14 protein-coding genes are annotated in these 15,890 nt (G+C 62.7%); 1 reads left to right on the top strand and 13 read right to left on the bottom strand.

Going from position 1 to position 15,890, the window contains the following annotated elements; all coding sequences use genetic code 11:
* Window positions 1-47: 47 nt before the first annotated feature.
* From ilvD to B7H23_RS12520, 12 genes are all read right to left on the bottom strand, one after another.
* Window positions 48-1,883: a dihydroxy-acid dehydratase gene (ilvD, locus tag B7H23_RS12575; protein WP_094077826.1), complete on the bottom strand. Its 1,836-nt coding sequence runs from the start codon at window positions 1,881-1,883 to the stop codon at window positions 48-50.
* 69 nt (window positions 1,884-1,952) lie between these two features.
* On the bottom strand, window positions 1,953-2,264 hold the full coding sequence (locus B7H23_RS12570) for a lipid-A-disaccharide synthase N-terminal domain-containing protein (RefSeq protein ID WP_240535100.1): 312 nt from the start codon (window positions 2,262-2,264) through the stop codon (window positions 1,953-1,955).
* Complete coding sequence (locus B7H23_RS12565; RefSeq protein WP_276294714.1) at window positions 2,261-3,031, bottom strand: glycosyltransferase family 2 protein; 771 nt, start codon at window positions 3,029-3,031, stop codon at window positions 2,261-2,263. The genes B7H23_RS12570 and B7H23_RS12565 overlap by 4 nt, the downstream gene beginning before the upstream one ends.
* 5 nt (window positions 3,032-3,036) lie before the next feature.
* A complete protein-coding gene (locus tag B7H23_RS12560) occupies window positions 3,037-4,491 on the bottom strand; it encodes an ArnT family glycosyltransferase (RefSeq protein WP_158215835.1) in 1,455 nt (484 codons plus the stop codon).
* A gap of 98 nt (window positions 4,492-4,589) precedes the next feature.
* On the bottom strand, window positions 4,590-5,219 hold the full coding sequence (locus B7H23_RS12555) for a 3-oxoacid CoA-transferase subunit B (protein ID WP_094077824.1): 630 nt from the start codon (window positions 5,217-5,219) through the stop codon (window positions 4,590-4,592).
* A gap of 3 nt (window positions 5,220-5,222) precedes the next feature.
* On the bottom strand, window positions 5,223-5,927 hold the full coding sequence (locus tag B7H23_RS12550; protein WP_094078368.1) for a CoA transferase subunit A: 705 nt from the start codon (window positions 5,925-5,927) through the stop codon (window positions 5,223-5,225).
* Window positions 5,928-6,075: 148 nt separating this feature from the next.
* Window positions 6,076-6,834: an adenine nucleotide alpha hydrolase family protein gene (locus B7H23_RS12545; protein WP_094077823.1), complete on the bottom strand. Its 759-nt coding sequence runs from the start codon at window positions 6,832-6,834 to the stop codon at window positions 6,076-6,078.
* On the bottom strand, window positions 6,831-8,036 hold the full coding sequence (locus tag B7H23_RS12540) for an electron transfer flavoprotein subunit alpha/FixB family protein (protein WP_094077822.1): 1,206 nt from the start codon (window positions 8,034-8,036) through the stop codon (window positions 6,831-6,833). Before B7H23_RS12540 ends, B7H23_RS12545 begins: the two co-directional genes overlap by 4 nt.
* The gene (locus tag B7H23_RS12535) at window positions 8,033-9,973 is read right to left on the bottom strand and encodes a DUF3483 domain-containing protein (RefSeq protein ID WP_094077821.1); all 1,941 of its coding nucleotides are present in this window, start codon (window positions 9,971-9,973) and stop codon (window positions 8,033-8,035) included. Before B7H23_RS12535 ends, B7H23_RS12540 begins: the two co-directional genes overlap by 4 nt.
* Before the next feature lie 5 nt (window positions 9,974-9,978).
* Window positions 9,979-12,015: an NADH:flavin oxidoreductase gene (locus tag B7H23_RS12530; RefSeq protein WP_094077820.1), complete on the bottom strand. Its 2,037-nt coding sequence runs from the start codon at window positions 12,013-12,015 to the stop codon at window positions 9,979-9,981.
* 9 nt (window positions 12,016-12,024) lie between these two features.
* Entirely contained in the window at window positions 12,025-13,137 is a 1,113-nt protein-coding gene (locus tag B7H23_RS12525; protein ID WP_206608908.1) for an FAD-binding oxidoreductase, read from the bottom strand.
* Between the two features lie 20 nt (window positions 13,138-13,157).
* On the bottom strand, window positions 13,158-14,417 hold the full coding sequence (locus B7H23_RS12520; RefSeq protein ID WP_094077819.1) for an aromatic ring-hydroxylating oxygenase subunit alpha: 1,260 nt from the start codon (window positions 14,415-14,417) through the stop codon (window positions 13,158-13,160).
* A gap of 143 nt (window positions 14,418-14,560) precedes the next feature.
* Between B7H23_RS12520 and B7H23_RS15945 the strand changes: the two genes are divergently transcribed.
* Window positions 14,561-14,773, top strand: coding sequence for a hypothetical protein (locus B7H23_RS15945; RefSeq protein ID WP_143534771.1), 213 nt, complete (start codon window positions 14,561-14,563; stop codon window positions 14,771-14,773).
* A 90-nt stretch (window positions 14,774-14,863) separates the two neighbouring features.
* On the opposite strand, the gene B7H23_RS12515 is transcribed toward B7H23_RS15945, so the two are convergent.
* Window positions 14,864-15,877 carry a GlxA family transcriptional regulator gene (locus B7H23_RS12515; RefSeq protein WP_094077818.1) on the bottom strand — a complete coding sequence of 338 codons (1,014 nt, stop codon included), beginning with the start codon at window positions 15,875-15,877 and terminating at the stop codon, window positions 14,864-14,866.
* Between the last annotated feature and the right edge of the window lie 13 nt (window positions 15,878-15,890).

Here is a 15,890-nt window from a genome sequence, read left to right as displayed (position 1 = left end):
GTCACGATGACCGGCCTCGCCAACTCCGCATGTTTCTCTGTGCGGTCTCAGTCGGGCACCACACGCACAGCGCCCTTTGAGGCGCTTGTCGTCAAAGCCGCATAGGCCTTCAGCGCCATCGTGATCTTGCGGGTGCGCTTCTCGACCGGCTTCCAGCCCTTCTCATTCTGTTCCTTGCGGCGCGCTGCCATTTCGGCATCGTCGATGGCCAGATGGATCGTCCGGTTCGGAATGTCGATCTCGATCGTATCGCCTTCCTTTACCAACCCGATCGCCCCGCCTTCCGCCGCTTCCGGCGAGCAATGGCCGATTGAAAGGCCCGACGTGCCACCGGAGAAGCGCCCATCGGTGACGAGCGCGCAGGCTTTACCGAGGCCCTTCGATTTCAGATAGCTCGTTGGGTAGAGCATTTCCTGCATGCCCGGCCCGCCGCGCGGTCCCTCGTAACGGATCACGACAACATCGCCCTCGTCAATCTTGTTCGTCAGAATGGCGCTGACAGCGCTGTCCTGGCTTTCGAAGACACGGGCGCGTCCGGTGAACTTCAGAATGCTCTCGTCGACACCGGCGGTCTTCACGATGCAGCCATGCTCGGCGATATTGCCGAACAGAACGGCGAGCCCGCCATCCTGACTGAACGCATGCTCTTTGGAGCGTATGACGCCATGCTCGCGGTCGGTATCGACGCTCTCCCAGCGCTGGTCCTGGCTGAAAGCGGTCTGCGTTCGCACGCCGCCTGGCGCGGCACGGTAAAAATCGTGGACGTTCTCGGCCTCGGTCCGCGTAACGTCCCACTTGTCCAATGCTTCGCTCATCGTCTCGGAATGGACCGTCGCGCATTCCGTGCGGATCAACCCGGCCTTATCGAGCTGGCCGAGAATACCCATGATGCCACCGGCGCGGTGCACATCTTCCATGTGAACGGTCTGGATGGATGGCGCGACCTTACAGAGCACCGGCACATTGCGCGACAGCTTGTCGATATCCGACATCGTGAAATCGATCTTGCCCTCATAGGCGGCGGCCAGCAGATGAAGGACCGTATTGGTCGATCCGCCCATCGCGATATCGAGCGTCATGGCGTTGGAGAAGGCGTCGAAATTGGCGATGGAGCGCGGCAGAACGCTGTCGTCATCCTGTTCGTAATAGCGCCGTGCCAGATCGACGATCAGATGCCCGGCTTCGATGAAGAGGCGCTTGCGATCCGCGTGTGTGGCCAGCGTCGAGCCATTGCCCGGCAGCGCAAGGCCGAGCGCCTCGGTTAGGCAATTCATGGAGTTGGCGGTGAACATGCCCGAGCACGACCCGCAGGTCGGACACGCGCTGCGTTCGATCGCCGCGACCTCCTCGTCGGAGACGCTGTCGTCTGCCGCAACGACCATGGCGTCGACGAGGTCGAGCTTGCGGGTCTCTCCATTCCACACAACCTTGCCCGCTTCCATCGGCCCGCCGGACACGAAGACGACTGGAATGTTGAGCCGCAGCGCGGCCATCAGCATGCCGGGCGTGATCTTGTCGCAGTTGGAAATGCAGACCATGGCGTCGGCGCAATGGGCGTTGACCATATATTCGACGCTATCGGCGATGATCTCGCGGCTCGGCAGGCTGTAGAGCATGCCGTCATGGCCCATCGCGATACCGTCATCGACCGCGATGGTGTTGAATTCCTTGGCGATACCGCCGGCGCTTTCGATTTCGCGCGCGACCATCTGACCGAGATCCTTGAGATGGACGTGGCCTGGAACGAACTGCGTAAACGAGTTGACGACCGCAATGATCGGCTTGCCGAAATCGCCGTCCTTGACCCCCGTTGCGCGCCACAGCCCGCGTGCTCCGGCCATGTTGCGGCCATGCGTGGTGGTACGAGAACGATAGGTCGGCATGGGAAATCTCCCGTTTCAGTGCGATGAAACCGGGTTTTGGGGTTTGCCGCCAGACAATGCAAGGGCGCGTCAGCGCATGCCGCGCTTTTCCTGCCGGATCAGCCAGAGATTGCGCGAATAGATGAAGACGCCAAGCGATTGGCCGAGAATGAAGACAGGGTCTTTCCGCCAGATCGAATAGAGCAGCAGCATGACGCCGCCCCCGATGGAAAACCACCAGAACGCCACCGGCACGACGGATTTATGGACGCGCTCGGAAGCCAACCACTGCACCAGAAACCGGCCGGTGAACATCAATTGCCCCGTCAGGCCCACGATCACCCACCAGAACTCGCCCCAATTGGTGACGTTCAAAAAGCGGAGAATATCGTCGCCGTTCACGATATCGGCCCCGGTCGGGTTTTTCGCTCCGGCGATGCGGTCAGTGTTTCGGCGGCGGTGTTTACCGTCTTTCGCCGTTTGATCAGCCATGCGACCGCCAGCAGGTCGGGAATGCCGACAAGGGCACGCTGGAAGTTCGAATAGTTCGAGCGACCTTCCCCGCGCGAGCGGTGCGTGACGTCGACATGGCCGACAGTCCAGCCATCGCGGGTGAAAAGTGCCGGCAGATAACGGTGCATGTGATTGAAGAACGGCAGCGCCAGAAAGGCATCGCGGCGAAACGCCTTCAGCCCGCATCCGGTATCGCGTGTCCCATCCTTCAAAACGCGACTTCTCAGACCGTTGGCGAAACGGGAGCCGAATTTCTTCGACCAGGTGTCCTGCCGACCGATGCGTTGACCGGCGACCAGCGCAAGCCGTGAGTTGCGATTGGGGTCGAGGAGCGGGGCGACCAGCTTCGGAATTTCCGATGGCGGGTTCTGACCGTCGCCGTCGAGCGTGGCGATGAACTGGCCCCGGGCCACCTGGACGCCGCTATGAACGGCCGCGCTCTGGCCGCCGCTCCTGGCATGTCGCAGCACGCGAACTGGGTTTCCACCGGCCTTCAGGGATCGCGCGATCTCTCCGGTCTCGTCGTTGGAACCGTCGTCGACGATGATCACCTCATAATCCGGCAGGACAGTGCAGGCCTGGTCTATCTCGTTGACGAGCCGGCGCACATTGCCGGATTCGTTTTTCATGGGAATGACGATGGAGAAGACGGTCACGATGCTTACTCGTCCGATTTTGGCGATCCGGTCGGGCACATCCAGCGGATGTAGAGTTCGAGCTGTCGCTCGCCGGGATCGCTCTCTTTGGTGTCGATCCGTTTTTCCGGTCGATCCGGGCAGGCTCTATAATCGGAACCGAATTGTTTCAACCATTGAGTGACATTCGCCGGATTATTGTCGAGCACCAGCAGGAAGGGCCGGTCATCGTGTTGGGCAAAACGCAACAGCCGGTAATCGTCCACGATCCAATCCGTACGGCGGTGTTTCAGATTGCCGGCATCCCATTGAAAGGGCGCCACGACATAGGTGCCTGACGTCGCGCCCATGGCTTCCATGGTTTCGATGACCGGACCGAAGGGTGCGTTGCCGCGGTCTTGCCAGTATCGGCTCTCCAGAGGATGTCCGATCAGAACGGCAAGCGCGATAAGGACGCTGAAACTCACAAGGACGGTTTGACCCAACCGGTTGATGCGGTGCCAGATAAGAAGCACAGCCGCCGGACCGGCGAGGCTGAAGGCAGGCAAGAGCCAGCGATCTCGGACATTGCCGATTCCGGCAACCAGAATGCCGATGACGAGAAGCGCGGTAAAACAGACCAGATAGCGAAGCAAAAAGCGGCCGAGCTGCGCCGCAGCCACGCCGGAATGTTCAGTCGCCCTCAGCGGCGGAGCGACCGGGCGAAGGGCCGGCGCGAACCAGAGTAGCAGGAGCGCCAGAGCAAAAGGCAGCGCTGCATTGGAGGCAAGTGCCTGCACCAGCTCGAACAGGCCGCTGATCCGAGTGGAGAAGAACCCGCCATCGGCGACATCGAGGGAGCCGGACGCGCCGGTCGCGAGTGCAAGATTGTTGACGATCCATTGATAGGGAAAGGCTGCGATCGCTCCGGCCAGTGCAAACGCGGCGCCCATGCGAGTTCCCGACAAGGCGCGCCGGAACTGGGGGGCGCTCAACGCCGTCAGTAGCAGCGCAACAGGCACGAAAAGAAAATTGTACTTCGACAGAAGTCCGAGCCCGCAAACCAGTCCGAACAGCAGCCAGCGTCCCCAGGACCGTGGCCTGTCGAGCGCCATCCAGAAGACGAACACCGCCAGAAGGCCGAACAGAATAGCCGAATTGTTGTGCGAGAAGGCCCGCTGGGCGTACCAGGCGAAATGAATGTTGAGTTCGAGACCGAGCGTCACGGCGAACGCTGCTGTTGGACGCACGACCTGCCGCGCGAAAACATACATTGCGATAGCGGTGAACAGGCGGATCAAATCGCGTCCGAGCGCGATCGTGAAAACGGAGATGCCGAACAGCCCGAACAGCGCGTTCTGATACCAGTGATAGAGCGGCAATTGGGGGCCGTAGCCCGGCCGGTAGAGATCGGCTGCGACCGGCAGTTCCGCATCGTCCCAGTTCAGAGACTCCCCGCCAAACAGAACGCGCGCCCCGAGCAGCGCGGCGAAGTACGCCATAAGGCATGCGATCCAGATCGCATCGGCCCTGAAAGAAACAGCCGCACTTGCGCGCGGCTGTTCTCGCGTTTTCGAAGACGGGAACATCGGTTCGATCGTCAGCCGACGATCGTCGCCTTGGTTGCCGCCCGCAATTCATCGGTGCTGACGCCATCGGCGAGTTCGACGATCTTCAGGCCGCCATCGACGACATCGAGCACACCGAGATTGGTAATGATGCGGTCGACGACGCCGGCTCCGGTCAATGGCAGGGTGCACTTTTCCAGAACCTTGGATTCACCCTTCTTGTTCTGATGGTCCATGACGACGACCACACGGCCGACGCCGGCCACGAGATCCATCGCCCCGCCCATGCCCTTGACGAGCTTGCCCGGGATCATCCAGTTCGCCAGGTCGCCATTCTCCGCGACCTCCATCGCTCCCAGAATGGCCATGGCGATCTTGCCGCCACGGATCATCCCGAAGCTCGTGGCGCTGTCGAAATAGACGCTGTGCGGCAGTTCGGTGATGGTCTGCTTGCCGGCATTGATCAGGTCCGGATCTTCCTCGCCCTCATAGGGGAAGGGTCCCATGCCGAGCATGCCGTTCTCGCTTTGCAGGGTCACGTCCATGCCGTCCGGAATGTAGTTGGCGACAAGCGTCGGAATTCCGATGCCGAGATTCACATACATGCCGTCTTCGAGTTCCTTGGCCGCCCGCGCAGCCATCTGATTGCGATCCCATGCCATGGTTCAGGCCTCCTTGCGCTGGCGGACGGTCCGCTGTTCGATCCGCTTCTCGTGATCGCCTTGAATAAGCCGGTGCACATAGATGCCAGGCAGATGGATGCAGTCGGGATCGAGCGAGCCGGTCGGCACGATCTCTTCCACTTCCGCCGCGCAGACCCTGCCGCACATTGCGGCAGGAACGTTGAAATTCCGCGCCGTCTTGCGGAAGATCAGATTGCCGGTCTCGTCGGCCTTCCATGCCTTTACGATGGCGAGATCGGCAAAGATGCCGCGCTCCATGATGTAAGTTTCGCCGTCGAAATCCTTGTGATCCTTGGCTTCGGCGATCATCGTTCCGACGCCCGTCTTGGTGTAGAAGCCCGGGATACCGGCACCGCCGGCGCGCATCCGCTCCGCCAGAGTGCCCTGCGGGTTGAATTCGACCTCAAGCTCGCCTTCGAGATATTGCCGCATGAATTCTGCGTTCTCGCCGACATAGGAGGACATCATCTTCTTGACCTGCTTGGTGTGAAGCAGCCGGCCAATGCCGAAATCGTCCACACCGGCATTGTTGGAGGCGAAAGTCAGGTCCTTCACGCCGCTTTCACGGATCGCTTCGATCAGCAATTCCGGAATACCACAGAGCCCGAAACCGCCCGCGGCGATCAGCATGCCATCTTCGAGCACGCCGTCCAGGGCGTCCTTGGCCGAACCATATATCTTCTTCACCAAATCCTCCTTCTCGCACCCGCGAACTGGGTCCCGTTCCATGCCGTGATTTTCGCGACATGGCAATGTCACCGTTCATTAAAGGCACGGATGAAGAGGCGGCAAGGGATGGTCTTCGGGTTCGATGCGACCGATCGGCTGTCGGAACTTAGTCGCGATGGTCGGTGGTACGGCTAGCTTCGTTTCTCAGACGGCGTACGCCCAGACGTTCCAGATAGTCGACGATCATTCGCGCGGCATCGTCCGGATCGGGATCGATGATTGCGGCGCCACCGCCGTCCGATTCGGCATCGGCCTGGCGCATCAATTTCGGCCGGGCGCGGCGCGACCGGGTTTCGAAGAGACCAGGTGCGGCTTCGCCCGACGGCCCTTCCCGAAACTCGATCGTGCCGCGCCTCGCCTTGGCATAGGCGAAGGGCGCAGCAGCAGGGGCAAGCGGATGGACGGTCACAATGGCCGGCAGGAGCATGGTCACCCGACGTTTAGCGCCTTTCGGAAGCGCCTGTTCGAACCGCCCCATTCCATCGGAGTCTTCTTGTGCTGCGGATACGATATCGTTCAACAATGGAAGGTGGAGCGCTTCGGCGAGCGCGTAGGGCAAGAGGCCGGTATCGTTACCCCCCTGCCCGCGCCGACCTGCGACAATAAGATCCGGCTTTCGTTTAGAAAGATCGGCGGCAAGGGCCGGCACGGGATCGACATCGGCGTCGATGGTGAGGAGATCGAGCGAGGGCAGACCGTATCCGGGCGCATCCGCCACGCCATCCGGCGTGCAACCGGCGTGCAGACCGTAGCAATGCGGATCGAGCGCAAGCGCCATGGCGATCGCCTGCGCTTCCAGAGGCGGTAGGATGGCGCGTCCGCTGACGGGATGGCGCCCTGCCGACAGAAGGACGACGACCCTCATGTTTCGCCCTCGCGAAGCAGGTGCAGAAGCGCGGGCATCACCTTTTGCGCATCCTGAACGATGGCGAGCCCGGCCCGTTCGACCATGGCCGCATGGAGATCGGTATTGACGGCAATGACATGCTCGCAGCCGGCGATCCCCTGAAGATGCTGTGGTGCGCCGGCAATGCCGAGGGCGAAGTAGCAGTCGGCCGAAAGCACGGTGCCGGACGCCCCGACCTGCGCTTCGCGCGGCATGAGACCGGCATCGCAGACGACACGGCTGGCGCCCGGCGTCGCCTTCAGCGCCGCGGCGAGCCGGTGAAACGCATCGAAATCGCTCACCCCGTTGCCGGCGGAGACGACGAAATCGGCTTCCGCCAGCGCCATGGAGGATGGATCGCCCGGAACGATTTCGCTTTCGACGATGGCGCTGTCCGTCGCGTCGGCCGAAACGGTCTGCGCATCGAGCAGCCGCGCCTCGCAGGGCCGGTCGGCATAGGACGCGACGCGATCCTCCTGGATGGTCATGAGACGCGGCGGCGGGCCTGCCTCTTCGCGCAACCCGCCATGGCTGGCGCGAACTGCCTGCCGCGCCGTCAGATGCTCCACATCCGTCAGGATCGGTTCCTTCAACCGTATCGCCATGCGGCGGGCAAGGTCGGCCTCCGGTCCGTTCTCGGCGAAGAGCCAGTGGCGCGGCGTGAGGGTCCGGTCCAGCGCGAGGAACGCCTCGGCCCTGCCGGCGACATCGGCGAAATCCCCGCCGCCACGAATGATCGCTCGGTCTGCGCCCGCTTCGCCCAGACCATCCGCAGCTTGCGGCAGAACCGCGATCACCGCTCCTCCGCCTTCGCCCGCATCCGCGAGGAGACGCCCGGCGCCGAGAATCTGGCGGTCGAAACGCGACAGCCTGCCATTCGACGCACCCAGAACAGCCAGGACGGTAAAGGCCGGTTCGTCGACGATGCGGACATTTGCCTCGAATGCTACGGCTTCCTCTCGCCCCGGACCGCCGACGAGGCCGACGGAATGCGATGCCCGATCGATTCGCAAGCGCGCATGACCGCCTATTCGCGATGCCGCAAATGAAGCGCGCGGATCGCGGCGGGTTCGCCCGCGCTTCGAAAGAGTCGCTGCAAGGTCGAAACGAGGCCGCGCGGTGGCGGAAGCGACCGACCGGCTTGCCCGCTGGGCGCGGGGATCGCGGCGCGGGCGGCTCACGCCGTCACCCTTTGCGGCGGGCTGCCAGCGGCCGGCTGCGCGGCAACCCGGCCTGCCTCCACGGCCTGAAGCACCAGCTCTGCGACGTCACGCACCTCCGGCACCTCGCCGACCACGCCCTCCAACATGGCGGTGCAGCCGGGGCAGGCAACGGCGACAATACTCGCGTCTGTATCCTTCGCCTGCGCCATGCGCAGATCGGGAATGCGGGTATCGCCGGGAATATCCGTGACCGGTGCGCCACCTCCGCCGCCGCAGCACATGGCCCGCCGACCGCTGCGCGTCATCTCCCGCCGCTCGACACCGATCCAGTCGAGCACAGCGCGGGGCGCATCGAATTCGCCATTGTAGCGACCGAGATAGCAGGGATCGTGATAGGTAACGGAAAGGTCTTGCCGCGCGCCGACCGACAGCTGCCCGCTCTCCAACAATTCGGCGATCAGCGCGGCGTGATGGATCACCTCGTAATGGCCGCCATGGCCCTGATATTCATTCCGCAGCACATGAAGCGCGTGCGGATCGGCTGTCAGGATGCGCTTGAAACGATAGCCTGACAGCACCGCGATATTGTCCAGCGCCAGCCGCTGGAAGGTCGCCTCATCGCCCAGCCGACGCGCCAGATCGCCGCAATCGCGCTCCTCGTCGCCGAGTATGGCGAAATCGACATCGGCCATCTGCAACAGGCGGATAAGGGCGCGGAGCGTTCGCTGATAGCGCAGATCGTAGGCGCCCTGCCCCAGCCAAAGCAGGATGTCGGCTTCTCCGATATCCCGAATGACCGGCACGCCCATACCGGCAGCGAAATCGGCACGGGCGGCGAGCGGCTGGCCGTTCTGCTCGTCGCAGCCGCGCAGATTATCGAGCGGATCGACCGCCTTGGCCGGCACGGCGCCCAGTTCCAGCGTCTGGAACCGCCGCAGATCGATGATGGCGTCGACATGCTCGATCATCATCGGGCATTCCTCAACGCAGGCCCGGCACGTCGTGCACGACCAGAGCGTATCGGGATGGATGACGGCATTCTCACCGATGATCGGTCGGTCCGGACCGCCAGTTCCTCCCACAGATCGGGCGTTCGGATAGGGCGCGCCGCCATAGGCCGGCGCATCACCACCGCTTTGCGCGCGCGCCAGGTCGGCGATCAGATGTTTGGGGCTGAGCGGTTGGCCTACAGCGAAGGCTGGGCATGCCGCTTCGCAGCGGCCGCATTGCACGCAGGCATCGAAACCGAGCAGCCGGTTCCAGGGGAAGTCGACCGGCGTCTCCACGCCGAGCTTCGGGGCATCGAGGTCGATGGTTCGAAGCGCGGTATCCCGACCATCGCCGAAGCGGTCCGGACGCGGATGCGCGACCAGATGAAACGCTCCGGCCAAGGCATGCCGCATCGGCCCCCGCGCCACCTCCAGCGCAAGGCCGATTCCGCCCAGCGCGGCGACGAACAGCGTCAGGATCGAAAGCGGCGGCAGCGGATCGCCAATTGATGTGAGACCGGCAGTGAAAGCGCCGCCCGCCGCAAACGCCAGAAGCAGGACCGGCAGGCGCTGATACCGTCCAGCAGACAGGCGCGGCAATTTGTGGGGATAGCGGCGCGCGGTGACCAGCCCGGCGCCGATCAGCATTGCGGAGAAGCCGGCGAAAACCAGCCCCCACAACGGTCGCGAGCCCGTGAGGGCCGGGATGAGGCCGGCAAGCGACAGGACGCAGGCGGCGACAAGCCCGCCCGCGACGGGCACATGCATCCGCGACGCGCCCCTGTCGCGGTTGACGACATGATGGACATCAACCAGATAGCGTCTGGGTAGGGCCGCTAGCCCGGCCAGCCAGGCGACCTCCGCCGGCCTCCCCCGGCGCCAGAGCAGGACACGGCGAGCGATCTGGAAGATGGCGATACCGATCATCGCGACGACCAGCCAGGAAAGATAGGCCGCCGCGCCCATGGCGCTCAGAGATCCTTGCAGAGGCGTAGCGCGTCGTAGATAGCGGCATGAATATTGCGCCCAGCAACCGCGTCGCCGATGCGATAGAGCGCGTAGCCTTCGCCGCCTTCGGGCTGCGGTTCGCCCGCGACCAGCGCCCGATGATCGGTCAGCCCCCTGTTCGAAGCGCCATCTTTCAGTGCGAAGTGGAGATCGTCCTGCGGCAATGTGCCGTATTCGACCACCACATGGTCGACGACGCGTTCCTCTTCAGCATCGGTCATGGTGTTGCGCAGAGCGGCGATCAGCCGGTTGCCTTCCGGATAGATTTCGATCAGCTCCATATTCGGCGTCATCACGACGCCGAGCTTATAGAGTTCGCGCAGATGCACCGGCAGATTGGTGGTGCCGATCTCCTGGGCGATCATGAGATCATGCGTCGCCATCTCGACGAGGCAGCCGCGCTTGGCCAGAAGCTCGGCCACGGAAGCGGCATTGTGCTGGCCCATCTCATCGTAAAGGAGGACGGTTCCGGACGGCTCGGCCGCGCCTGTCAGAATGTCCCAGGTGGTGACCGCGTGGTCGGAGCCGGACGCGTGTCCGGGATTGGGGGTGCCGCCGGTCGCCACGATCACGATGTCGGGATCGAGCGCCTTTATCGCCGCTTCATCGGCGACCACCCCGACCCGAATGTCGACGGAGAGCTTTTCGACCTGCCCGACGAGCCACCGCGGAATGCCGGACAGCGCCTCGCGCCAAGTCGACCTGGCAGCAATGTTGACCTGCCCGCCGAGCCTGTCCTCCTTCTCGAACAATGTGACATCGTGGCCGCGATGGGCGAGCACCCGCGCGGCCTCCAGCCCGGCGACACCGCCGCCAACGACCACGGCCTTCTTCGCACTGTTCGCCCGGGCGATCACATGCGGCATGGTCGCCTCGCGGCCCGTCGCCGCGTTCTGGATGCACAGCGCATCGCCGCCGACATAGATGCGGTCGATGCAGTAACCGGCGCCGACGCATTGGCGAATGTCGTCGGTGCGGCCATCGGCGAGCTTGTTGACAAGATGCGGGTCGGCGATGTGCGCGCGGGTCATTGCGACCATGTCGACATGGCCGTCATGCACGGCCCGCGCCGCAGTCGCCAGATCGGTGATGCGCTGGGCGTGAAAGATCGGAATGTCGACCTCTCGTTTGATGGCGGACGGCAGCGACAGGAACGGCGCTACGGGGAATGCCATATTCGGGATCGACACGGCATGGGCGATGTCGTCGCGCGCCTGCCCGCCGATAATGTTCAGAAAGTCGACCAGCCCGCGCTGGGCGTATTCCGCGGCGATCTCGACGCAGTCCTCATGGGTCAGGCCCCCCTTCAGCATCTCGTCGCCCGACATGCGGATACCGATCACGTAATCGTCGCCGACGGCTTCGCGCATGGCGCTCAGCACCTCGATTCCGAAACGCATCCGGTTTTGCAGCGAACCGCCATACTGGTCCGTACGGTGATTGACGGAGGGCGACCAGAACTGATCGACCAGATGGCCGTGCGCCGCCGATATTTCGCAGCCATCGAGGCCGCCTTCCTTGCAGCGCCGGGCCGCATCGGCAAAATCGCGGACGATGCGGGCGATCTCCTCGTGCTCCAGTTCCTTGGGGATCGATCGAGAGGCTGGCTCGCGATAGGGCGAGGCCGATTTGACCGGCAGCCAATTATCGGTGTCCCAGCGCGTCCGCCGACCCATATGGGTGAGCTGGATCATCAGCTTTGCCCCATGGCCGTGCACGCGCTCGGCGAAGCTCTGAAAATACGGAATGACGCTATCGTCGGCGACCGAAATCTGCGCCCAGGGCGTGGCGGGGCTGTCCAGCGCGACCGACGACGAGCCGCCGAACATGGTCAGGCCGATCCCGCCTTTGGCCTTTTCGGCGTGGTAGAGCTGGTAGCGCTCCTTCGGTTTGCCATCGACGCCGTAACCCGGCGCATGCGATGTCGACATCACGCGGTTGCGGATGGTCAGGCCTTTGATCGTGAGCGGTTTCAGCAGCGCTTCGGCATGGGCGATCATCGCGCTGCCCTACCGTTCCACGACAAGGTCGCTGGTGGGTCTGGAGCAGCAGAGTAGCGCCATGCCCTTGTCGATCTCGCGCTGCCTTATGCCACCACTATGCGCCATTTCGACCGTGCCGGATGCGATCTTCGACTTGCAGGTACCGCACAGCCCCTTGGCACAGGAGAATGGCAGGCGCATTCCGGCGCGGCGCGCCGCTTCCAGAACGGTAATGTCTTCCGGGCAATAGACGACGCGATCGGTTTTGGTGAACGTGACACGGTGGCGCTTGACGTCGGACTCGAGATCTTCTGCCGCCTCGGTGATGGTTTCCTGCGCCTGGTCGGTGAAATCGCCGAAATCGAAGCTTTCCTGGTGGTAGCGCTCCATGTCGAGACCCGCCTTCTCCAGCAGCGTCCTGGCTGCTACCATGAAGGGGCGCGGCCCGCAGATGAACACTTCGCGTTCGAGAAAATCCGGGCAGATGACATCGAGCATCGAACGTGTCAGCCGTCCGCGATAGCCGGACCACCCATGACCGGGCGCATCGTTCTCGACAGTGAAGATCGGCTGGATAGACCGGTTGCGCCGACTCATGAATTCCAGCTCGTCGCGGAAGATGATGTCCGCCGGGCTGCGCGCGGCGTGAACGAATGCGATATCGGCGACAAGCGCCAGATCGTAGGCGCTGCGGGTCATCGACATCAGCGGCGTGATGCCGGATCCGCCCGACAGAAAGAGATATTTCTGCGCCTGCATACCCGCCCACGAAAAATCGCCCATCGGCACGGTCGCCTTCAGCATCATGCCGGGTCTGAAGTAATCATGCAGCCAATTGGACACGGGCCCACCCGGCACGCGCTTGACGGTGATCGTCACCGTGTCGGGGCGGCTGGGCGGGGACGAGATCGTGTAGCAACGATGAATGATCTCGCCCTCAATCTCAAATTCCAGCGTCAGGAACTGGCCGGAAATGAAATCGAACTGGCGTTGGAAGCGTGGAGCGAAAATGAAACTTTTGACGTCGTGCGTCTCTTCCCTGACGGCCCGGCAGATCAGGACATCGTCCTCATCCGGCTCCCAGCGGAAATAACCGGTCGGAACCGGGTTGGCGGAGGGAAGGTCGTTCGGCATTTCCATCGTCTCGCCTTTCCCGGTCGTCAGGCTACGCTGCGGGATTCGGACAGATGCGACTTCATCCGCTCGACATACCAGTTGCTGAATTTCTCCACGAGCATCTCTGTATGGGGCGAGTACGGCCCCGGAATATAACCATCGCTCCGAACGCCTTGCTGGCAGTAGCCGACCAGATCGGAATCTTGCTGGTTCGTCGCCATCCAGACGCCGATCAAATTGTCCAGATCGTAATCGACCCCTTCGACCGCATCCTTGTGAACCAGCCATTTCGTTCGCAGCAGGGAATGCTCCGCGTCGAGCGGCAGAACCGAAAAGACGACGGCATGATCCCCGAGCAAATGGTGCCATGAATTGGGCTGCGTCCAGAAATGCAGCCCGCCGGCCTTGGCGTTGGTGAGGTTTCCGAGCAGTTTGCGGCAGGCGCGCCGGGTGTCGATCGTATGGCTTTCGCCCGCGCCCGCCAGCGGCAGGCGTTCGGCGCGGAACGCCGTTACCATGTCGTCGAGGCGGTCGACCTCGCGCGACGGCAGGCCCATCGCCTCCCACTCCTTGTGATTATCCGTGAGCGTCGCGGCGTATTTGTCGGCGTGATCGCGCTCTTCCGCGCTCAGTTCCTCGGGCGCGAAACCGAAACCGTAAGCGAAGAGCGGCACGGTTAGCTCGGGGTGATTGGCGCCGCAATGATAGCACTCGCGATTGTTCTCCATCGTCAGCTTCCAGTTGCCCGGCTCGATCAGATCGTGCTGGTAGGCAACCTTGGTTTCGCGAATATTGTGCGGCGAGATATAGGGCCCCATGATCTCGGCCATCGCATCGAAATCGTCCGGCGGATCGTCGGCGAGACAGATGAAGAGAAGGCCCTCCAGTGACCGGATATGAACCGGCTTCAGACCGTGGCAGCTTTTGTCGAAATCCTCACCCATATGCTCGGCATGGATGAGTTCGCCCTCGGTGTTGTAGACCCAGGAATGGTAGCGGCACATGATGTTGCCGACCGTTCCCTTTTCCTCATGAACCAGCCTTGCGCCGCGATGCCGGCAAACATTGTGGAAGGCGCGCACTTCCTCGTCGTCGTCGCGTAGGATCAGAACCGAATTCTTGCCGACATCGACCACCATGACGTCGCCGGGTTCGGCAACATCCGGCTCTACGCCGACGAACAGCCAGTGCCGTCCAAAGATAACATCCATATCGACATCGAAGATGTCTGGATCTGTGTAGAATGGGGCCTCGAGCGTGTGGTCTTTGCGTCGTCGGACCAAGTGGGACATCACGTCAACCATGGCGGACCTCGCAGGAGCCGGTTGTTTCGGCGATGTGGTGGCATTGCCTTCGATCCGCACTGCCCGTGCAACGACTGCGGCGATCAATGGCCGTTGGAGAAGTCCGGTCCTGATAAGATAATAGCAGGCCGAGGAGCACTGCCATGTCAGGAATGACGGTATGGCCCCTCGCTTCCACCACGGGCATCCAAGCCACCATAGCAGCCTCCTATCAGGGAGAAGATCGGCAATTTACAGGATTGATGATGCCTTCGATTCGACAGTGCCGCTTGCTTCGCAGCGACGGATTTCAGGACAAAACCGACATCGCCGGATATTTGAACAATCTGCATGGAAATCGAGCAGCAAGCCTTTGAATCCAAGAAGAAGTCGGTAGATACGTTCGCCTCCCTGGCGAAGCGAGGCGGATGGCGGCGTCGGAATTGTTCCTGTTCTATATACGCTTGTCAGGCGGCGGACGCAGCATCGTCGCGGGCGGCCCGGGCGCGGCGGGGCGCCTCACCAAAAAAGGCACGGAACTGCCGCGCGAAATGCCCCGCATCGCAAAACCCCGTTTCCACGGCGATATCCGTCACGCTCTTTTCCGTGAGCAGAAGAAGTTGCCGCGCGTGGCGAAGGCGGATCTGTCGGTAGATGGAAGCTGGGCTTGCGCCCGTTGCCCGGCGAAAGAGCCGCTCGAGTTGCCGGCTCGAGATTTTGAGCCGCAGGGCGATGGCATCGACCGTCATCGGCCGCGATACGCTTTGTTCCATCAGAAGGATGGCGCGGCGCACGCGGCTGTCATCGCTGATCGCCGGCATGGAATGCGGTTGCGCATCGCTGCCCAGGCGCGCCGACTGGAGCTGGAGAATATGCATGCTCTTCTGCGCCGCTGTAGCGTCGAGATGGCGGCGGATCAGATGGGCGGCGAGGTCGGCAACTCCCCCGCCGCCGGCACAGGTTATCCGGTCACCATCGTCGATGAAGAGGCGATCTGCGTCGACATCGTGGTCGGGAAACTCGGCTGCGAAATCATCGCAGTGAAACCAGCTGACGCAGCTGCGCCGACCCGCCATCAGCCCGGCACGGGCCAGAATGAAGGAGCCGGTGCAGACGCCGACAACAGGCACGCCTGCTTCGGCACATTCCTGAAGATAGGAGAGCCCTGCCCGGCTCATCTGCTCCTTGATGTGAAGGAGCCCGCCCACCACGACGATATAATCGAAGGATGTCGGATCGATCAGCGACGCCGTCGGCTCGATCGTCAGGCCTGCGCTGGACCGTATGGGATCGGGCCGGGATGACAAGATACGCCATTCGCAACGGACCTGGCGCGAGCGATCGCCCTCATCGCCAGCCAGGCGGAGCGCGTCGATGAAAAGCGACAGCGCGGAGAGTGTGAACCCGTCCGCCAGAAGAAAGCCTATGCGCAGATTGGAGGTGCGACTGGCCTTTGTCGAAATCGCCGCCTTTCCGTTCATCGCTCGGCTCCCT

The sequence above is a fragment of the Notoacmeibacter marinus genome (genome assembly GCF_002238045.1).
GTDB classification, from domain to species: Bacteria; Pseudomonadota; Alphaproteobacteria; order Rhizobiales; family Rhizobiaceae; genus Notoacmeibacter; species Notoacmeibacter marinus.
This window is presented reverse-complemented; position numbering and strand designations above follow the sequence as displayed.